The organism is Aeromonas veronii, from assembly GCA_041319085.1.
In the GTDB taxonomy this organism is placed as follows: Bacteria; Pseudomonadota; Gammaproteobacteria; order Enterobacterales; family Aeromonadaceae; genus Aeromonas; species Aeromonas veronii_F.
On the sequence record CP101033.1, the window covers coordinates 106,888 to 126,166 of the forward strand.

Annotated in this window: 16 protein-coding genes; 8 read left to right on the top strand and 8 right to left on the bottom strand. The window is 61.4% G+C overall.

Features of this window, described 5'->3' with window-relative positions; all coding sequences use genetic code 11:
- Positions 1–7: 7 nt before the first annotated feature.
- From hslV to argS, 3 genes are all read right to left on the bottom strand, one after another.
- Positions 8–541 (bottom strand): ATP-dependent protease subunit HslV, encoded by a 534-nt coding sequence (hslV, locus tag NMD14_00485; GenBank protein ID XEI33010.1) that lies wholly within the window; start codon positions 539–541, stop codon positions 8–10.
- Between the two features lie 186 nt (positions 542–727).
- On the bottom strand, positions 728–1,636 hold the full coding sequence (locus NMD14_00490; GenBank protein XEI33011.1) for an SPOR domain-containing protein: 909 nt from the start codon (positions 1,634–1,636) through the stop codon (positions 728–730).
- A gap of 3 nt (positions 1,637–1,639) precedes the next feature.
- On the bottom strand, positions 1,640–3,385 hold the full coding sequence (gene argS / locus NMD14_00495; protein ID XEI33012.1) for an arginine--tRNA ligase: 1,746 nt from the start codon (positions 3,383–3,385) through the stop codon (positions 1,640–1,642).
- 310 nt (positions 3,386–3,695) lie between these two features.
- On the opposite strand from argS, the gene NMD14_00500 reads away from it, so the two are divergent.
- The 3 genes from NMD14_00500 (at position 3,696) to NMD14_00510 (ending at position 5,660) form a co-directional block, all read left to right on the top strand.
- Positions 3,696–4,262, top strand: a complete 567-nt coding sequence (locus NMD14_00500) for an LON peptidase substrate-binding domain-containing protein (protein ID XEI33013.1) — start codon at positions 3,696–3,698, stop codon at positions 4,260–4,262.
- A gap of 140 nt (positions 4,263–4,402) precedes the next feature.
- A complete protein-coding gene (locus NMD14_00505; GenBank protein XEI34682.1) occupies positions 4,403–4,972 on the top strand; it encodes a sigma-70 family RNA polymerase sigma factor in 570 nt (189 codons plus the stop codon).
- Complete coding sequence (locus tag NMD14_00510) at positions 4,965–5,660, top strand: ChrR family anti-sigma-E factor (GenBank protein ID XEI33014.1); 696 nt, start codon at positions 4,965–4,967, stop codon at positions 5,658–5,660. Before NMD14_00505 ends, NMD14_00510 begins: the two co-directional genes overlap by 8 nt.
- A gap of 66 nt (positions 5,661–5,726) precedes the next feature.
- Here NMD14_00510 and bacA read toward each other — a convergent pair whose 3' ends face one another.
- The 5 genes from bacA to galE all read right to left on the bottom strand — a co-directional run bounded on the left by bacA (position 5,727) and on the right by galE (position 10,989).
- Complete coding sequence (gene bacA / locus NMD14_00515) at positions 5,727–6,542, bottom strand: undecaprenyl-diphosphate phosphatase (protein XEI33015.1); 816 nt, start codon at positions 6,540–6,542, stop codon at positions 5,727–5,729.
- A 115-nt stretch (positions 6,543–6,657) separates the two neighbouring features.
- Positions 6,658–7,647: a galactose-1-epimerase gene (gene galM, locus NMD14_00520; GenBank protein XEI33016.1), complete on the bottom strand. Its 990-nt coding sequence runs from the start codon at positions 7,645–7,647 to the stop codon at positions 6,658–6,660.
- Positions 7,648–7,711: 64 nt separating this feature from the next.
- Positions 7,712–8,860 (bottom strand): galactokinase, encoded by a 1,149-nt coding sequence (gene galK / locus NMD14_00525; protein ID XEI33017.1) that lies wholly within the window; start codon positions 8,858–8,860, stop codon positions 7,712–7,714.
- Positions 8,857–9,915 (bottom strand): UDP-glucose--hexose-1-phosphate uridylyltransferase, encoded by a 1,059-nt coding sequence (locus NMD14_00530; GenBank protein ID XEI33018.1) that lies wholly within the window; start codon positions 9,913–9,915, stop codon positions 8,857–8,859. The genes galK and NMD14_00530 overlap by 4 nt, the downstream gene beginning before the upstream one ends.
- A gap of 60 nt (positions 9,916–9,975) precedes the next feature.
- Positions 9,976–10,989, bottom strand: coding sequence for a UDP-glucose 4-epimerase GalE (gene galE, locus NMD14_00535; GenBank protein ID XEI33019.1), 1,014 nt, complete (start codon positions 10,987–10,989; stop codon positions 9,976–9,978).
- A gap of 202 nt (positions 10,990–11,191) precedes the next feature.
- Here galE and NMD14_00540 point away from each other — a divergent pair, with 202 nt between their 5' ends.
- The 5 genes from NMD14_00540 (at position 11,192) to mglC (ending at position 19,275) form a co-directional block, all read left to right on the top strand.
- Positions 11,192–12,196, top strand: coding sequence for a substrate-binding domain-containing protein (locus NMD14_00540; GenBank protein XEI33020.1), 1,005 nt, complete (start codon positions 11,192–11,194; stop codon positions 12,194–12,196).
- Positions 12,197–12,389: 193 nt separating this feature from the next.
- Complete coding sequence (locus NMD14_00545) at positions 12,390–15,443, top strand: beta-galactosidase (protein XEI33021.1); 3,054 nt, start codon at positions 12,390–12,392, stop codon at positions 15,441–15,443.
- A gap of 244 nt (positions 15,444–15,687) precedes the next feature.
- The gene (gene mglB, locus NMD14_00550; protein XEI33022.1) at positions 15,688–16,674 is read left to right on the top strand and encodes a galactose/glucose ABC transporter substrate-binding protein MglB; all 987 of its coding nucleotides are present in this window, start codon (positions 15,688–15,690) and stop codon (positions 16,672–16,674) included.
- A gap of 53 nt (positions 16,675–16,727) precedes the next feature.
- Entirely contained in the window at positions 16,728–18,248 is a 1,521-nt protein-coding gene (gene mglA / locus NMD14_00555) for a galactose/methyl galactoside ABC transporter ATP-binding protein MglA (GenBank protein ID XEI33023.1), read from the top strand.
- 16 nt (positions 18,249–18,264) lie between these two features.
- Positions 18,265–19,275, top strand: coding sequence for a galactose/methyl galactoside ABC transporter permease MglC (gene mglC, locus NMD14_00560; protein ID XEI33024.1), 1,011 nt, complete (start codon positions 18,265–18,267; stop codon positions 19,273–19,275).
- Positions 19,276–19,279 lie beyond the last annotated feature (4 nt).

Consider the following 19,279-nt stretch of genomic DNA (forward strand, 5'->3'; position numbering starts at 1 on the left):
GGCGGCCTTACTTGGCTGCGTAGTCCAGCACTTCGATGGTGTGGTTGCCGTTGGTGAAGACGCAGATGTCGCCCGCAATCTTGAGGGACTTCTCGACAATGGTCCTGGCATCCAGCTCGGTGTTTTCCAGCAGTGCGATGGCGGCGGACTGGGCGAAGTTGCCGCCGCTACCGATGGCGATGAGATCGTGCTCCGGCTGCACCACGTCACCGTTGCCGGTGATGATGAAGGATTTGTGCTCGTCGGCCACGGCCAGCAGCGCTTCGAGGCGGCGCAGGGCGCGATCGGTGCGCCAATCTTTGGCCAGCGCCACGGCGGCGCGCTCCAGATTACCCTGATGGGCCTGCAGTTTGGCTTCGAAACGCTCGAGCAGGGTGAAGGCGTCGGCTGTACCGCCAGCGAAACCGGCCAGCACCTTGCCGTTATAGAGACGATGAACCTTGCGGGCGTTGCCCTTCATGACGGTGTTGCCAAGAGAGACCTGGCCATCGCCACCGATGACGACCTGACCGTTGCGGCGAACTGAAACTATGGTAGTCACTTTACTTACCTCGCTTGAGCCGAATGACGGCCTGACTGTGCATGGCAAGAAAGATGGGGATGGCAAACGGGCTTTTCAACCCTGCCTTGATCGGGATAAACGGGGCGGTGAACAGGGTGGGTGCGAGTGGCACCAAAAGAACAGGGCCGGGTGTTGCCACCCGGCCCTGCGCCATCGGTAAGCGGATTACCATTTTTTGGGAATACAGCCGCTGATGCCGGAGCCTTGCAGCTTGCGGTGGGCCGCATCGACGGCCGCCTTGCCGCTGAAGGGGCCCACCATCACCTTGTAGACGGTGCCGTTGGCGCCATTGATCACCTGCAGGCTGGAAGAGAGACCAGCGCCGAAGGCGATGCGGGCCTTGAGCGCCTCTGCAGAATCCTGCGAGCGCAGGACGGCGCACTGCATCATGTAGCGACCGCTGTCGGTAGCTGCAGTTTGCGCAGGCGGGGTGGCCGCCTTGGCCTTGGCCGCTTCAGCGCGCTCCCGTTCCAGCTCGGCGCGGATCTCCCGCTCCCGTTCGGCGCGGATCTCCCGCTCCCGTTCGGCGCGGATCTCTCGCTCCCGTTCGGCGCGGATCTCCCGCTCCCGTTCGGCCTTGCGGTCGATCACCTGCTCTTGCGCGCTGACAACCGGTGTACCGGACGTAGATGGGGTGGTCGCCGGATTGGGCAGATAGGGCTTGGGCTGGCCGATGGGTGTTCCCGGCTGGGGAATCTCGGTCGGCACCGGCTGCGGCAGTTTTTCCGGCTGCAGGGTCAGGGTGTCTGCCGGTGGTGGCGGCAGCACACCCGGCTGGGTTGGCGGCTCTATGATATCGACCTGCTTGTTCTCAAGCCGTTCGATGTAGCTCCACTTCTCCTGAGGCAGCCCGTCATTTTGCGCTTTTGGTTTGTTGGCCTTGACCTGCTCTTCAATGGTGGGGGCGTCGTGGCCCTTGCCCTTGATCAGGTAAAGGAAGCCACCAAAGCCTGCCAGCAGTGCCACGACCAGCAGCACTGGAATAACAGGAAAGCGGCGAGGGGCCGCTTTCTTGGTATTGCGGCCACCCGCCCGACGTCGCGGGCGGCTGCCGACATAATCCCGGGTTGCCATCTATTACATGCGCTCCAGGGTATGGATGCCCAGTACGCCGAGGCCCAGTTTCAGCACCTTGGCGGTGGCGGCGCACAGCAACAGACGGCTCTGACGGGTCGCGTCGTCCACGCCATCCTTGTTGATCGGGCAGGCTTCATAGAAGGTCATGAAGTTGCCGGACAGTTCATAGAGGTATGTGCACAGAAGGTGTGGCATGCCTTTGTCTGCCACGCCGTTGACCGCGTCGGAGAACTGGATCAGCTTCTGGGCCAGCACCTCTTCGGCCTCTTCGTTCAGGGTCACGTTGCCGGTAAGCGTCTCGGCATCGATGTTGGCCTTGCGGAAGATGGACTGGATACGGGTGTAGGCATACTGCAGGTAAGGGGCCGTGTTGCCTTCAAACGACAGCATCATGTCCCAGTCGAAGATGTAGTCGGTGGTGCGGTTCTTGGAGAGATCCGCATACTTGACCGCGCCCATGGCGATGGCGTTGACCACATTGGCCTTCTCTTCGGCAGAGAGGTCGCTGTTGCGGCTCTCCAGCAGGGCGGCGGCGCGCTCTTCCGCTTCGTTCAGCAGGTCGACCAGCTTGACGGTGCCACCGGAGCGGGTCTTGTAGGGACGACCATCCTTGCCCAGCATCATGCCGAAGGCGTGGTGCTCAAGCGGTACGGATTCCGGCACATAGCCCGCCTTGCGGGTGATGGTCCAGGCCTGCATCAGGTGCTGGTGCTGACGGGAGTCGATGAAGTACATGACACGGTCGGCGCCCAGCGTCTCATAACGGTATTTGGCACAGGCGATGTCGGTGGTGGTGTAGAGGAAACCACCATCGCTCTTCTGGATGATGACGCCCATGGCCTCGCCATCCTTGTTCTTGAACTCGTCCAGGAAGACCACGGTGGCGCCTTCGCTCTCGACCGCCAGCCCCTTGGCTTTCAGGTCGGCAACGATCTCCGGCAGCATGTCGTTGTACATGGACTCGCCCATGATGTCCTTGTTGGTCAGGGAGACATTCAGGCGGTCATAGTTGATCTGGTTCTGTTCCATGGTCATGTCGACCAGCTTCTTCCACATGGTGCGGCAGTACTCGTCGCCACCCTGCAGCTTGACCACGTAGTTACGGGCGCGCTCGGCGAAGGCTTCGTCTTCGTCGTAGCAACGCTTGGCCTGGGTGTAGAAGGCTTCCAGATCCTTGAGCGCCATGTCGCTGGCGTGCTCGTTGGCCATCTTCTCCAGATAGGCGATCAGCATGCCGAACTGGGTACCCCAGTCACCGATGTGGTTGGCACGGATCACCTTGTGGCCGAGGAACTCCAGCGCGCGCGCCGCTACGTCACCGAGTACGGTGGAGCGGATGTGGTGCACCGCCATCTCTTTGGCCACGTTGGGGGCGGAGTAGTCCACCACCACGGTCTGTGGGGTTGGCAACTTCACGTTGGCGTTGGCAGAGGTCACCATGGCCTCGACCTGACCGGCCAGCCAGCGCTGGTCGAAGAAGAAGTTGATGAAGCCGGGACCGGCGATCTCGACCTTGGCGATCAGGTCGGAGGCGGGCAGGTGCTCGATGATGGCCGCTGCCAGCTCACGGGGATTCTTGCGGGCCGGTTTGGCCAGCAGCATGGCCAGGTTGGTAGCCAGGTCGCCGTGAGCTTTTTCCTTGCATCGGTCTACTTGCACGCGGGCTTCCAGGTCCGCTGGCAGGACGCCTGCTGACTTGAGATTGGCTACCGTTTGTTCAAGTAGATGATGAATATGCTCTTTCATAACTGACCACCAAGGTTGCGTGTCGAAAAATGACTGATATATAAGGGCGTGAATTTTACCCGCATCGGCCCGAGAAAACTATAGGGATGACCCGCCGCTCGCGGCTTGGCGGATATTTCACTGCGTTTGGCGCCATATTTCAGAATATTGGGCGGAATTACGGTGCTTATCCATTTCTACTGCATATCGAAGCGGCTTGTCCAGGCTATTTTCCCCTGATTGTTAAGGGTTTTTCCTTTCCCGATGACGGGAATGATCTCCTCCCACTGGCCCGGCGTATCAACAGAGGTTCCCAACCGAGGAGTTTGCGATGCGACTGGCGCTGTTTCCCCTATCTGCCCACCTGCTGCCCGGCGGCGTCATGCCGCTGCGGATCTTCGAACCGAGATACCAGCGGATGATTGCCGAGGCGGGGGAGTCCGGCTTTGCCCTCTGCATGGAGGATCCGCGCCAGCCCGACGCCCTGCGCAACATGCTGCCCATCGCCACCCGGGTCACCATCATCGATTTCGACCGGCTGCCGGACGGCATGCTGGGAATCACGGTGCAGGGGATGGAGCGGGTGCAGATAGAGGGTCTGTGGCAGGAGCAGGATGGCCTGCGTATCGGCGAGGTGACGCCGCTGACGGCCTGGCCGCCCCGCCGGCTCCATCCCGATCAGCAACCACTGGTCGAGGCGCTGCGGGAGGTGTTTGCCGACTATCCCGACTATGCCGCCCTCTATCCCGCGCCCCGCTGGGACGATGGCAACTGGGTGGCCCAGCGCTGGCTGGAGGTGTTGCCGATCCCCCCTGAACAGAAACAACTGCTGCTGGCTGCCGCCGACAATCAGCCCGCCATCGCTCTGCTCAAGGGAGTGCTGGTGGCCAGCCACTGATTTTTTCTGACCCGCTGATCCGCCAGCGCCGCAGCGCCGTACAAGTCATCACCACAGCATGTTCGACAGCACACCAAAGGGATGGCGCAATGGCATATACTGGCCAACCACACTCGACCATACGCAGGACCTCGCCCGTGATGGATAACCCGGATGGCGATCTCAAATCTCTGCTGATCAGGGTGGCAGAGCAGGCCGACAAGGCTGCTTTTGCCCGCCTGTTCCAACACTTTGCGCCGCGTATTCGCAGCTACGGCCTGCGCCACCTCGGCAGCGAAGCCAACGCCATGGAGCTGGTGCAGGAGACCATGCTGCTGGTGTGGCAGAAAGCGCGCCTCTACCACCCCGAGAAGGGGGCGCCGACCACCTGGATCTACACCGTGATGCGCAACCAGTGCTTCGACATGCTGCGCCGTCGTCGCGCCAGCAAGGAGGATCTCTGTGCCGAGGAGCTGTGGCCGGTGCTGGAGTTTCAGGCCGAAGAGGAGCACCTGAGCGGCGGTGAGGATGCGGTGCTGACCCGTCAGATGGCCCACTATCTGGGCACCCTGCCGGAGCCGCAACAGCAGGTGGTGCGCGGCATCTATCTGCAGGAGTTCTCCCAGCAGGAGTTGGCGGAGCGACTCGGCGTGCCGCTCGGCACTATCAAGTCCCGCCTCCGGTTGGCGTTACAGAAACTGAAAGAGCAAGTGGAGCAAGGCCATGATTAAAGCCCATCCGACCGACCCTATGCTGCGCGCCTTCGCCGCCGACGAGCTCCCTCTGCCGCTGGCGGTGGGGCTCTCCGCTCACTGTGAACTCTGCCCCGATTGTGCTGCCCGACTCAAAACATTCGAAGAGGAGCTGGCGCAGCAATATCTTGCCTCGCCCGCAGAGCCCGAGCTGGCCCCCAGCGATGAAGTAGCGCTGGATGCCGGATTCGACGCCATGCTGGCGGATATTCTGGCGCAGCCGCTGGCAGAGCCCCTCTCCGAGCCAACACACGACCAGCCCCGAGCCCAGCCCGGCGAGCTGGAGGTGGCCGGTCAGGCCTACCGTTTGCCACGGGTGCTGGCCCGCTACCGTTCGCCCAAGTGGCGCCATATCGGGGCCATTCGTCAGCAAAGTCTGCCGCTCGATGAGATGGGTGCCCGTGCCAGCCTGCTCCATATCGAAGCGGGCGGTCGCATCCCCGAGCACACCCATCAGGGCTATGAGCTGACCCTGCTGCTGGCGGGCACTATCGAGGATGGCGATACCCTTTACAAGGCGGGAGATTTTATCTGGCGCGATGCCAGCCACTCCCACAGTCCACACACGCCGGAGGGCTGTCTCTGCTACACGGTGCAGGATGCGCCGGTGCAGTTCACCAAGGGGTTGTCGCGGCTGCTTAACGGCATCAGTCAGCACCTCTACTGAGCTCCATGGCACCATAGAAAAAGGGACCAAACTGGTCCCTTTTGTCATTTCATGGCAGGCTGCCGGTCAGGCGACAAACAGCAGATAGACGGCGAACGCCACGATAAAGCGGTAGATGGCGAACGGGATGAAGTCGAGGCGGCGGATCAGCGCCAGGAAGCTCTTGATGGCGATCATGGCGACCACGAAGGCGGTGATAAAGCCCACTGCAAACATCGGGAAGTCGGCCATCGAGAGGAAGTCGCGACTCTTGTAGAGATCAAGCCCACTGGCCGCCATCATCATGGGCACCGCCATGATGAAGGAGAACTCGGCGGCGGCGTGACGGCTGATCCCCATCAGCATGCCACCACTGATGGTGGCGCCGGAGCGGGAGAAACCGGGCCACAGGGCCAGACACTGGAACAGACCGATGCCAAACGCCTGCTTGTAGCTGATGTCATCCAGGGTTTCGGAGCGAACCGCCGGGCGGAACTTCTCGGCGATGATCAGCAAGATGCCGCCGGCGACCAGTGCGTACATCACGGTCTGCGGGCCAAACAGATTGGCCTTGATCCAGCTGTGCACGGCGAGGCCAACCACGATGGCGGGCAGCATGCCGAGGATGACATGCACCAGCGACAGGGTGGCGTGGCCCGGTTCCGGCTTCTGGCCGAAGTGGATGCCAATCAGGCCAAACAGGCGGCGCCAGAACACGGCAACCACGGCGAGGATGGAGCCAAGCTGGATCACCACTTCGAAGGTGGCGGCCTTGGGCCCTTCAAAGCCCAGCAGATGGCCGACGATAATCATGTGGCCGGTGGAGGAGACGGGGAGGAACTCGGTCAGCCCCTCTACGACGCCCAGAATAAAGGCGACCAGCAGGCTATAGGTGTCAGTCATCGAACAAACAATCCTTAACTTCGTTGATGTAAAAACGCCCCGGGAGGGTCTCGGGGCGGCTTATCTTGCTCGATTGTGACTGCTGAGGCTATGTAAAAATCATGAAATCTTTAAGTCAGTCGCGGATAAAACGGTAGCGGGTCTGGTGGTGATAACGCCCGTCCGGCAGCAGCCAGGGGTTGCCCAGCTCGGGGCGATTGGGGCTGTCCGGCAGTTGTTGCGCCTCAAGACAGAAGCCGTCGTGATCCCGGTGCGACTGGCCGCTGCGGTTGGGCGTGTTGGCCAGCCAGTTGCCGGTATAGAACTGCAGCGAGGGTTGGTTGGTATAGACCTCCATCGTTAGCTGCCTGTCACCCGACACCACGCGAGCGGCCCACTGCTGCGCCGGGCCGTTGAGCAGGAACGCGTGATCGTACCCCTTGGCCTGTTGCTGTTGGGGATGGCTCAGCCACTCCTGACCGATGGGGCGGGCGCGGCGCAGATCGAACGATCCCTCCACCGGGGTGATGGCGATCGGCAAACCGCTCGGGTCGGTCGGCAGGAAGTGGTCGGCATTGATGCTGATAAGGTGGTCACGCACATCACCACCGTCCGGGTTCTCATCGAGATTGAAGTAGGCGTGGCTGGTGAGGCTGACCGGGGTCGCTGCATCCGTGCTGGCGATGAAATCCACCACCAGATCGCTCTGCTCCAACCGATACTCCAGCGTCACCCGCAGATTGCCGGGAAAGCCTTGGTCCCCGCTACGGGAAAGCAACGCCAGCTTGATCCGGTCTGCCTCCAGCTCCCTGATTTGCCAGCGCTGGCGATGAAAGCCAGCCTGCCCGCCGTGCAGACAGTTGGGTGCCTGATTGGCATCCAGCGGCCAGCGCTCGCCATCGCGCACCAGCTCGGCGCCGCCAATGCGGTTGGCAAATCGCCCCGCCACCGCACCCAGCCACACCTGCTGGGTGGGATAGGCGTCGTCGGCACAGCCCAGCAGCACTTCACGGCGCTGGCCAGCCACCGGCAGGGTGAGGGAAGTGAGGGTGGCGCCGAAATCGAGGCCGCGCAGCCGCAGCCCCTCTTCATTTTCCAGCTCGAATGGGATCATGGCGCTGCTCATAACTTGCCTGCACCTGTGTTGCCGATCCGGCAGACGTAGCCGTCGGCCTGCATCATAAATGGGCTCATAGTTTTCCCGCCCCCGCGCTGGCGCGGCAGACGTAGCAGTCGGCCTTGAGGCCCGAGATGGCCGGATACTCCGCCTCGACCGCGGCGATCACCTCGGCTACTTTCTCCGGGCGCAGCAGGGCGACCACGCAGCCGCCGAAGCCGCCGCCAGTCATCCGCACGCCGCCATCGGTGCCGATTTTAGCCTTGATGATCTCCACCAGACCATCGATGGCGGGCACGGTGATCTCGAAGTCGTCGCGCATGGCGGCGTGCGACCCGGCCATCAGCTCGCCGAGGCGGGTCAGATCGTGGCTCGCCAGCGCATCGGCGGCCGCCAGGGTGCGGGCGTTTTCACCGACGATGTGACGGGCACGGCGGTAGCAAGCATCATCCAGCCCGGCCTTGCCCGCTTCCAGTCCGGTCAGATCGAGGTCGCGCAGCGCCTTGACCCCGTAGTGACGGGCGGCAGCTTCGCACTGCTGGCGGCGGGTGTTGTACTCGCTGTCCACCAGACCGCGGCGCACATTGGAGTTGACGATCAGCACTGCCAGATCCGCCGGCATGGGGATGAGCCGGGTCTCCAGCGAGCGGCAGTCGAGCAGCAGGGCGTGATCGGTTTTGCCGCTGGCGGAGATCATCTGATCCATGATGCCGCAGTTGCAGCCGACGAACTTGTTCTCCGCTTGCTGGCCGTTGAGGGCGATCTCCGCCTGGCTGATGTCGAGCCCCAGCGCCTCCTTGAAGGCCTGACCGATGGCTACTTCCAGCGAGGCGGAGGAGGAGAGCCCCGCTCCCTGCGGCACGTTGCCGGAAACCACCAGATCGAGGCCGCGCAGGGCATAACCACGCGCTTGCAGATACTTCACCACGCCGCGGATGTAGTCGCTCCAGCGCTGGCTGGGGTGATGCTCGATGGGCTGGTCGAGGTCGAACTGGTCGCGCTGGTTGTCGTAGTCGGCGGCGATCACCTGCACTTGCTGGTCATGGCGCAGGCCGATGGCGACGCAGGTCTCGTAGTCGATGGCGCAGGGCAGCACGAAGCCGTCGTTGTAGTCGGTATGTTCACCGATGAGGTTGACGCGACCGGGGGCGCGCACCAGCAGATCGGGCGCTTTGGCAAATTGCTCGGCAAACACGGTGCTGACACGTTGGCTGGGGGTCATAGGGCCTCCTCATTGGTGTGGCTGGTCTGGGTGTAGTGAATGGGGCTCAGGGCACGCAACCGTTCGGCGGCTTGCTCGGGGGTAAGGTCACGCTGGGTCTCGGCCAGCATCTCGAAGCCGACCATGAATTTGCGCACCGTGGCGGAGCGCAGCAGGGGCGGATAGAAGTGGGCGTGCAGCTGCCACGCCTCGGGGCAATCCGATTTGGGCGGTGCAAAGTGCCAGCCCATGGAGTAGGGGAAGCTGCACTCGAACAGGTTGTCGTAACGGCTGGTGAGCTCCTTGAGCGCCACCGCCAGATCCTGTTGCTGAGCCTGGGTCAGGTTCAGCATGGAGGGGACGTGCGCCTTGGGCAGCAGCAGTGTTTCGAACGGCCAGGCGGCCCAGAAGGGGACCACAGCGAGCCAGTGCTCGGTCTCCACCACGATACGCGAGCGATCTGCCAGCTCCCGCTCCACATACTCCAGCAGCATGGGGCGGCCATGCTCGGCCAGCCAGTCGCGCTGGTGCTGCTCTTCGCGGGCGATCTCGTTGGGCAGGAAGTCGCTGCCCCAGATCTGGCCGTGGGGGTGCGGGTTGGAGCAGCCCATAACGGCCCCTTTGTTTTCAAAGACCTGCACCCACTCCCACTGGGCTGACAACTCGGCGACCTGATCCATCCAGGTGGTGATCACCCCCTCGATGGCGGGCAGCGGCAGCTCGGGCAGGGTCTTGCCGTGATCCGGCGAGAAGCAGATGACCCGGCTGGTGCCGCGGGCGGCTTCCAGCTTGAGCAGAGGATCGCTGGCGCTATCGGCGGCCGGGGTATCCTGCATCAGGGCGGCGAAGTCGTTGGTAAAAACGAAGGTGCCCTGATAGTCGGGGTTGATATCACCGGTGACCCGGGTGTTGCCGGCGCAGAGGAAGCAGTCGGGATCGTGGGCCTGTTTGGGGGCCTGGCTTACCTTCTCCACTTGCCCCTGCCAGGGGCGTTTGGCCCGGTGGGGCGAGACCAGCACATACTGGCCGGTCAGCGGATTAAAGCGGCGATGGGGATGATCGACGGGGTTGAACATCATCTCTCCTGAATAAAGTATGGAAAATTAAAGTCGTTTATTAACGGGGAGCAGGCAGGCCTACTCCTCGTAACCGTTCGGGTTGGCGGATTGCCAGCGCCAGCTGTCGGCACACATGGCGTCGATGTTGCGAGTCGCCTGCCAGCCCAGCTCGCGCTGCGCCTTGGCCGGGTCGGCCCAGCAGGCGGCGATGTCGCCCGGGCGGCGCGGTTCGATGCGAAACGGTAGCGGCTTGCCGCAGGCATTGGAGAAGGCTGCGACCAGCTGCAACACGCTCTGGCCCTGACCTGTGCCCAGGTTGTAGGTGTGCACGCCACCCTTGCCGGCGCAGTGCTGCAGCGCCTTGACGTGTCCTTCGGCGAGATCCATCACATGGATATAGTCGCGCACACCGGTGCCGTCCAGAGTAGGGTAATCGTTTCCAAAGACCGAGAGACAGTCGCGACGGCCGATGGCAACCTGGGTGATATAGGGCATCAGGTTGTTGGGGATTCCTTGCGGGTCTTCACCCATGGTGCCCGATTCGTGGGCGCCGACCGGATTGAAGTAGCGCAGCAGGGTCATGCTCCAGTGCGGCTCGGCCAACTGCAGATCCTCGAGGATCTCCTCGATGATTAGCTTGGATCGCCCGTAGGGGTTGGTGGCGCTGCGGGGGAAATCCTCGCGGATCGGCAGGCTGGCCGGATCGCCGTAGACGGTCGCCGAGGAGCTGAACACCAGATTGTGCACGCCGGCCCGTTTCATCGCCTGCAGCAGGGTGAGGGTGCCGCCGAGGTTGTTCTCGTAGTAATCCAGTGGAATGCGGGTCGATTCACCGACCGCTTTGAGGGCGGCAAAGTGGATCACCGCATCGATCTGCTGTTCGGCAAAGATCCTGTCCAGCAGGGCGGCATCGCGAATATCCCCTTGATAGAACAGGGGTTGCTGGCCGCTGATGGCGGCGACTCGTGCCAGCACGCTGCGTTTGCTGTTGCCGAGGTTGTCGACCACCACGGGATTCATGCCTGCCGCTTGCAGGGCCAGACAGGTGTGGCTGCCGATATATCCGCAACCGCCGGTGACCAGAACGTTCATCTTGCTCTCCACTGAAAAAGTGTCTGGAAGGAGTCTAGCCGAGGGTGTGGCGGCCAAACTGTGAGCTTGCTTGCAAAAAAGTGTAAACGATTACACTGTTTTTGTGATTATCCTGACAGCAGATATTTATTTCACCCCTGTTTTCAATGGGTTTGCTGGGTATAATGGCGCTCTATTGCACAGTGAAATAAGTGAAAACAGCATGAGCACCATCAAGGATGTCGCCCGTTTGGCCAATGTGTCGGTGGCAACGGTTTCACGGGTGATGAACAACTCCCCCAAGGCCAGCGCCGCGTCTCGCGAAGTGGTGCAGAAGGCCATGGCCGAACTGGGCTACACCCCCAACGCCAACGCGCGGGCACTGGTCAACCAGACTTGCGACACCATGGGGGTGGTGGTCGGTGACGTGGCCGATCCCTTCTTCGGTGCACTGTTGAAGGGAGTCTCCGGCATCGCCGTTGAGCAGAACCTTCATCTGCTGATGGGTAACGGTTTTCACAAGGCGCGTCAGGAGCGTGAAGCGATCGAGCTGCTGATCGGCAAACGCTGCGAGGCGCTGGTGGTGCACAGCAAGGCGTTGAGCGACGAAGAGCTTTACGATTACGCCATGCGGGTGCCCGGCATGGTGCTGATCAACCGCGATATTCCGGCCCTCAAGGGGCGCTGCATCGCCCTCAACAACCGGTTGGGTGCCGCCACGGCGACCCGCCATCTGATCGAGTTGGGCCACCGCCATATCGCCTTTATCAGCTCCGATCACGCCATCGAGGATGCCAGCTTGCGCCTGCAGGGTTATCAGGATGGACTGATGGAGGCGGGTCTGGCTGCCGATCCGGAGCTGATCGAGAGCGGCACGCCGAACGAGGAGGGGGGCGAGCGCGCCATGCTTAACCTGCTGGCCAAGGGGCTCAAGGTGACCGCGGTGGTTGCCTATAACGATGCCATGGCGGCTGGCGTCATCTCCGTGCTGGCGGACAACGGCCTGCGAGTGCCGGAGGAGGTCTCGGTGGTGGGCTTCGATGACATCATCTCTGCCAGATACCTGAGGCCCAAGCTCTCCACCATGCGCTATCCCATCGAGCTGATGGCGGCCCAGGCAGCCAAGCTGGCCATTCAGCTGGCGGCGGGGGAGAGTGAAGCGACCCAGAGCCGGATCTATACCCCCACCCTGATCAATCGCCACTCGGTGGCACCGGTTCGGGCCTGATAACCTCCTTTTATGGCCCTGTTCGGGGCCGTTTCCTGCGCAATTATTGTTTTACCTATTTTTAATCTTTTTTTACTCCGTTTTACTTAACAAAATCAGTGTAATCGTTTACATCTATGTGAGCGAGATCGCCGTTCCCTGCGTCATACTTCTCTAGACTGAATACGTTTTCCAATCAGCAGGGAGAGAGTGAATGCTCAGGGAGATAGTGGCGCGTCAGGATTGGCAGACCCAGGCCATTACGTCGGTAAACCGGCTGGCTGCCCATACCCCCATGTTCAGCTGGCGCAGTGAAGATGATGCCAGAGGTGATCTGGCCTCTTCCTCCCGTCTCTTGCTCGATGGCGAGTGGCGCTTCTCCTTCTTTGCCGCCCCCGAACGGGTGCCCGATAGCTGGCTGGCGCAGGATCTGGGGGATGCTTCCCCCATTACAGTGCCGGGCAACTGGCAGCTGGATGCCGCCTATCCGGCTGCGCGGCCGCTCACCGATGGCCCCATCTATACCAATATCAAGTACCCCTTTCCCTGCGATCCACCGCGGGTGCCGGCAGAGAACCCCTCCGGCTGCTACTCCCGCGAGTTCGAACTGCCCGCCGACTGGCTGGCCAGCGGCCAGAGCCGGATCATCTTTGACGGGGTGAGCAGTGCCTTCCACCTTTTTTGCAACGGCCACTGGGTCGGCTACTCCCAGGACAGCCGGCTGCCCGCCGAGTTCGAGCTGACCCCATATCTGCAGGCTGGTCGTAACCGGCTGGCAGTGCTGGTGCTGCGCTGGTCCGACGGCTCCTATCTGGAAGATCAGGATATGTGGTGGCTGTCGGGGATCTTCCGCTCCGTCAGCCTGCTGCACAAACCGGCCCGCCATCTGATGGATATCCGGGTGACCCCCGAGCTGGATGCCTGCTATCGGGATGGCCGTCTCAAGATCGCCCTGCAGGTGGCTAATGCGGCCGGTCTGTCGGTGGAGGCCAATCTCTATGACGGCGGCGAGCGGGTCGCGACCCTGCGTCAGCCGATCGGCACCCAAGCCATTGACGAAAAAGGGGCTTATGACGATCGCGCCGAACTGTGGCTCGATGTGGCTGCGCCGCGCAAGTGGAGCGCCGAGACGCCCCATCTCTATCGCCTGACCCTGACCTTGCTGGACGAGCAGGGCCAAGCCATCGAGAGTGAGGCGTGTGATGTGGGCTTTCGGGTGGTGGAGATCCGTGGCGGCCTGCTGCGGGTCAACGGCCAGCCGCTGCTCATTCGCGGTGCCAACCGCCATGAACACCATCCCGCCAAGGGTTATGCCATCGATCGCGCCACTATGGAGCGGGATCTGCTGCTGATGAAGCGGCACAACTTCAATGCGGTGCGCTGCTCCCACTATCCCAACCACCCCGACTTCTATCGCCTCTGCGACCGGCTCGGCCTCTATGTGGTGGACGAGGCGAATCTGGAGACCCACGGCATGACCCCCATGGGGAGGTTGGCGCGGGATCCCGCCTGGAGCAACGCTTTTCTGGAGCGGGCGACCCGCATGGTGGCACGGGATTTCAACCATCCCTCGATCATCATCTGGTCGCTTGGTAACGAGTCGGGTTACGGCCCGGCCCACGATGCCATGTATGGCTGGATCAAGCGCAGCGATCCAAGCCGCCCGGTGCAGTACGAGGGGGGCCGATACTCCGGCCACCGACATCATCTGCCCCATGTATGCCAGAACTCATCAGGATCAACCGTTCCCGGCGGTGCCCAAGTGGGCGTTGGCCAAGTGGATCGGCCTGCCCGGCGAGCACCGGCCGCTGATCCTCTGCGAATATGCCCACGCCATGGGCAACAGCCTGGGGGCTACGCCCACTATTGGCAGGCGTTTCGCGATCATCCGCGGTTGCAGGGGGGCTTTGTCTGGGATTGGGTCGATCAGGGGCTCGACAAATACACCGCCGATGGCCGCCACTACTGGGGCTATGGCGGCGATTTTGGCGATGTGCAAAACGATCGCCAATTCTGCTGCAACGGCCTGCTGTTCCCGGATCGCACCCCCCATCCCGCCCTGTTCGAGGCGAAGCGCGCCCAGCAGCCGTTCCGCTTCACCCTGCTTGAGCACACCCCGCTGCGGGTGCGGATCGAGAGCGAATACCTGTTCCGCGCCACCGATAACGAGCGGCTGTGCTGGCAGCTGTGCGAGAACGGCCATGTGCAGCAGCAGGGGGAGATCTCCCTTGAACTGGCGCCGCAGGGGGCGGTCGAGTTGACCCTGAGCGAGACGCTGCCCGCCTTTGCGGCAGGCTCACTGGCCTGGCTCGATCTGGCCATCGTTCAGCCACAGGCCACTCTCTGGTCGCAGGCGGATCACAAGGTCGCCCGCCAGCAGTTCACCCTGCCGACCCCGCTGGCCCTGCCAACGGCAGTTGCTGCCGCCACCCTGACCGAGCAGCCGGATAGTTGGCGAGTCTGCGCCGCAAACAGCCAGTGGCGGCTCGACAAGCAGAGCGGTCGCATCACCAGTTGGCAAAAATCGGGGCAGGAGCAGTTGCTGGCACCGATCATGGATCACTGCTACCGCGCGCCGCTCGACAACGACATCGGCACCAGCGAGGCGGATCACGCCGATCCCAACTCCTGGATTGCCCGCTGGCAGGCGTGTGGCCTCGGCCAGTGGCAGCACCGCTGTTTGGGGATTGCGGTCGCCGGAGCGGATATCCGGGTCAGTCACGGCTATTTCCACCACGATGAACTGCTGCTGGTGAGCCACTGGCATCACCGCTTTGCCGACGATGGCACCATGAGCCTGGAGATAGCGACCGAGCTGGCGCAGGCGCTGCCGTCGCTACCGCGGATCGGTCTGCTGCTTCATCTGGCCGAGGTACCGGCGCGGGCCGAATGGCTGGGGCGCGGTCCGCACGAAAACTATCCGGATCGCCTGTTGGGCGCCGATCTGGGGCGCTGGAGCCTGCCGCTGGAGGCCATGCACACCCCTTACGTCTTCCCGAGCGACAACGGCTTGCGCTGCGATACCCGTCAGCTGCAGCTGGGCTGCACGACGGTGAGTGGCGCCTTCCATTTCAGTGCCAGCCGCTTCAGCCAGCAACAGCTGGCGGCCGCCCGTCACCAGAGCGATTTGGTGGCCGAAGAGGGGCTGTGGGTCTGTCTCGATGGCGCCCACATGGGGGTGGGCGGCGATGACTCCTGGAGCCAGAGCGTGCGTCCTGAGTATCAACTGCTTGGGCGCCATTACCGCTGGGGCTGCACCCTTTGTTGAACCGTTTTCACAACAGGCCAGTAACGACTCGCCTCCACGCTGTGAGAAAAATTGAGTCTCAAAGCTGGTTTTTGTTTTTATGTATTTGAAAAATAGACATAAACATTCAATGTAACAGAGTGTAATCGTTTTCATTTTGTCGTCATGATCACAGACGCAATGACAACAAAATGATTACATTGATTGGCGCTTGCTCAATTGCTCGCCACCCTACAACACAGATAGATATATCGGAGCACACACAATGAAAAAACTGACCACCGTTGCCGCCCTGCTGATGGGCATGATGGCTGGAGCCAATGCCCAGGCTGACACCCGTATCGGGGTAACCGTCTACAAATACGATGACAACTTCATGGCGGTCGTGCGCAAGGCCATCGAGAAGGAGGCGGCAGCCACCCCGGGTGTGGAACTGCTGATGAACGACTCCCAGAACGACCAGTCCAAGCAGAACGACCAGATCGACGTACTGCTGGCCAAAGGGGTGAAGGCACTGGCCATCAACCTGGTTGACCCGGCTGCGGCGCCGGTGGTGATTGAGAAGGCCCGTGGTGAAGATATCCCGGTGGTCTTCTACAACAAGGAGCCGAGCGCTACCGATCTGGCCAGCTATGACAAGGCCTACTACGTGGGGACCGATTCCAAGGAGTCAGGGATCATCCAGGGCCAGCTGATCGCCAAGCACTGGAAAGCCAATCCGGCCTGGGATCTCAACAAGGATGGCGTGATCCAGTTCGTGCTGCTGAAGGGCGAGCCGGGCCACCCGGACGCGGAAGCGCGTACCTCCTACGTGATCAAGACCCTGAACGATGGCGGCGTGAAGACGCAGCAGCTGCACATGGATACAGGTATGTGGGATACCGCCATGGCGAAAGACAAGATGGACGCCTGGATCTCCGGCCCCAACGCTAGCAAGATCGAAGTGGTCATCGCCAACAACGATGGCATGGCAATGGGTGCAGTCGAATCGCTGAAAGCCCAGGGCAAGACCGCCATCCCGGTGTTCGGCGTCGATGCCCTGCCGGAAGCGCTGGCCATGGTCAAGAGCGGTGCCATGGCGGGTACTGTGCTGAACGATGCGGCCAACCAGGCCAAAGCTACCTTCGAGCTGACCAAGAACCTGGCTGAAGGCAAACCGGCCGGTGAAGGCACCAACTGGAAGATCGACAACAAGGTAGTGCGCGTTGCCTACGTGGGTGTGGATAAAGACAACCTGTCTCAATTCGAATAATTCCCTCCTCCAGGGCAAGGGAGATCCCCTTGCCCTTTTTTCAACCAGATGTGATGGCTGATATGACAACACAGCAACAATCAGAATGGCTGTTGGAGATGATTGACGTCAGTAAGAGCTTTCCCGGCGTCAAGGCACTCGATAATGTCAATTTACGGGTCCGTCCTCATTCTGTGCATGCGTTGATGGGCGAGAACGGAGCGGGAAAATCCACGCTGCTCAAGTGCCTGTTCGGCATTTACGAGAAAGATCAGGGCAAGATTTTCTTCAAGGGGCAGGAGATCAACTTCACCTCCTCCAAAGAGGCGCTGGAAAATGGCGTCTCCATGGTGCATCAGGAGCTCAACCTGGTGCTGCAGCGTACCGTGATGGACAACATGTGGCTCGGCCGCTACCCCACCAAGGGGTGGTTTATCGACCACGGCAAGATGTATGACGACACCAAGCGCATCTTCGATGAGCTGGACATCGACATCGACCCCAAAGTGAAGGTCGCGACCCTGTCGGTCTCCCAGATGCAGATGATCGAGATCGCCAAGGCGTTCTCCTACGACGCCAAGATCGTCATCATGGACGAACCCACCTCCTCGCTGACCGAGAAAGAGGTGAACCACCTCTTCAAGATCATCAACAAGTTGAAGGATAAGGGGTGCGGCATCGTCTACATCTCTCACAAGATGGAGGAGATCTTCCAGCTCTGTGACGAGATCACCATATTGCGGGATGGTCAGTGGGTGGCAACCCAGCCGCTCAAGGGCATGACCATGGATCAGATCATCGGCATGATGGTCGGCCGTGAACTGACCCAGCGCTTCCCGGAAAAAACCAACCAGCCGAAAGAGGTGATCCTCGAGATCGAACACCTGACGGCGAAGAACCAGCCCTCCATTCAGGACATCACCTTCAACCTGCACAAAGGGGAGATCCTCGGCGTTGCCGGACTGGTGGGGGCCAAGCGCACCGATATCGTCGAGACCCTGTTCGGTATTCGGGATCGCAGCCAGGGCAGCATCAAGCTGCACGGCAAAGAGGTGGCCAACCACAACGCCCACGAAGCGATCCGCAACGGCTTTGCACTGGTGACGGAAGAGCGCCGCTCCACCGGTATCTACTCCCGGCTCGACATCGCCTTCAACTCCCTGATCGCCAACATGGACAGCTACAAAGGCTCCATGGGGCTGCTCAGCGACAACAAGATGAAGAGCGATACCCAGTGGGTGATCGACTCCATGCGGGTCAAGACGCCGACCCAGCAGACCCAGATAGGCTCTCTTTCCGGCGGTAACCAGCAGAAGGTGATCATCGGTCGCTGGCTGCTGACCCAGCCGGAGATCCTGATGCTCGACGAGCCCACCCGCGGCATCGACGTCGGGGCCAAGTTCGAGATCTACCAGCTCATCCTGGAGCTGGCGAAGAAGGACAAAGGCATCATCATCATCTCGTCTGAAATGCCCGAGCTGCTGGGGATCACCGATCGCATCATGGTGATGAGCAATGGCCGGGTCGCCGGGATCGTCAATACCAAAGAAACTGACCAGAGCGAGATACTGCGCCTGGCATCTCTGTACCTCTAGAGACAGGAAGACATTTATGGAGTCGGCTAAAAATTTCAATCTGATGCAGGCGCTCAAGGAAAACGCCATCTACTTGGTGCTGCTGGTGCTGCTCATGGTCATCGTGATCCAGGAACCCTCCTTCCTGAGCCTCACCAACTTCAGCAACATCCTGACCCAGTCCTCGGTGCGGGTCATCATCGCGCTGGGCGTGGCGGGCATCATCATCACCCAGGGGACGGATCTCTCGGCCGGTCGTCAGGTCGGTCTGGCGGCACTCATCGCGGCGACCATGCTGCAGGCGCTGACCAACGTCAACAAGGTGTTCCCGACGCTGGGGGAGGTGCCCATTCCGGTGGTGATCCTGCTGGTGTGTGCGGTGGGTGCGCTGATCGGTCTGGTCAACGGTTTGATTGTGGCCTACCTGAACGTGACGCCCTTTATCACAACCCTGGGCACCATGATCATCGTCTACGGCATCAACTCCCTCTACTTTGACTCGGTCGGTGCCTCCCCGGTGGCCGGCTTCGACCCCCGCTTCTCCAGCTTTGCACAAGGCTTTATCCGGATCGGAGGATTCAAGCTCTCGTACCTCACCTTCTATGCCGCCATCGCCAGCGTCTTCGTCTGGGTGCTGTGGAACAAGACCCGCTTTGGCAAAAACATCTTCGCCATCGGTGGCAACCCGGAAGCCGCCAAGGTCTCCGGCGTCAACGTGGCGGTCAATCTGGTAATGATCTATGCGCTGGCGGGGGTCTTCTATGCCTTCGGCGGCATGCTGGAAGCGGGCCGGATCGGTAGCGCCACCAACAACCTCGGCTTCATGTACGAGCTGGATGCCATCGCGGCGTGCGTGGTGGGCGGGGTGTCGTTTGCCGGCGGGGTGGGAACTGTCGCAGGTGTGATCACCGGCGTACTTATCTTTACCCTGATCAACTATGGTTTGACCTATATCGGGGTCAGCCCTTACTGGCAGTTCATCATCAAGGGCGGCATCATCATTCTGGCGGTGGCCTTGGATTCCATGAAGTACGCCAAGAAGAAATAACGAT

Coding starts and splice junctions, on each gene's coding strand:
- NMD14_00490 (XEI33011.1), bottom strand. CDS start 1,636: ATGGCAACCCGGGATTATGTCGGCAGCCGCCCGCGACGTCGGGCGGGT.
- argS (XEI33012.1), bottom strand. CDS start 3,385: ATGAAAGAGCATATTCATCATCTACTTGAACAAACGGTAGCCAATCTC.
- NMD14_00500 (XEI33013.1), top strand. CDS start 3,696: ATGCGACTGGCGCTGTTTCCCCTATCTGCCCACCTGCTGCCCGGCGGC.
- NMD14_00505 (XEI34682.1), top strand. CDS start 4,403: ATGGATAACCCGGATGGCGATCTCAAATCTCTGCTGATCAGGGTGGCA.
- NMD14_00510 (XEI33014.1), top strand. CDS start 4,965: ATGATTAAAGCCCATCCGACCGACCCTATGCTGCGCGCCTTCGCCGCC.
- bacA (XEI33015.1), bottom strand. CDS start 6,542: ATGACTGACACCTATAGCCTGCTGGTCGCCTTTATTCTGGGCGTCGTA.
- galM (XEI33016.1), bottom strand. CDS start 7,647: ATGAGCAGCGCCATGATCCCATTCGAGCTGGAAAATGAAGAGGGGCTG.
- galK (XEI33017.1), bottom strand. CDS start 8,860: ATGACCCCCAGCCAACGTGTCAGCACCGTGTTTGCCGAGCAATTTGCC.
- NMD14_00530 (XEI33018.1), bottom strand. CDS start 9,915: ATGTTCAACCCCGTCGATCATCCCCATCGCCGCTTTAATCCGCTGACC.
- galE (XEI33019.1), bottom strand. CDS start 10,989: ATGAACGTTCTGGTCACCGGCGGTTGCGGATATATCGGCAGCCACACC.
- NMD14_00540 (XEI33020.1), top strand. CDS start 11,192: ATGAGCACCATCAAGGATGTCGCCCGTTTGGCCAATGTGTCGGTGGCA.
- NMD14_00545 (XEI33021.1), top strand. CDS start 12,390: ATGCTCAGGGAGATAGTGGCGCGTCAGGATTGGCAGACCCAGGCCATT.
- mglB (XEI33022.1), top strand. CDS start 15,688: ATGAAAAAACTGACCACCGTTGCCGCCCTGCTGATGGGCATGATGGCT.
- mglA (XEI33023.1), top strand. CDS start 16,728: ATGGCTGATATGACAACACAGCAACAATCAGAATGGCTGTTGGAGATG.
- mglC (XEI33024.1), top strand. CDS start 18,265: ATGGAGTCGGCTAAAAATTTCAATCTGATGCAGGCGCTCAAGGAAAAC.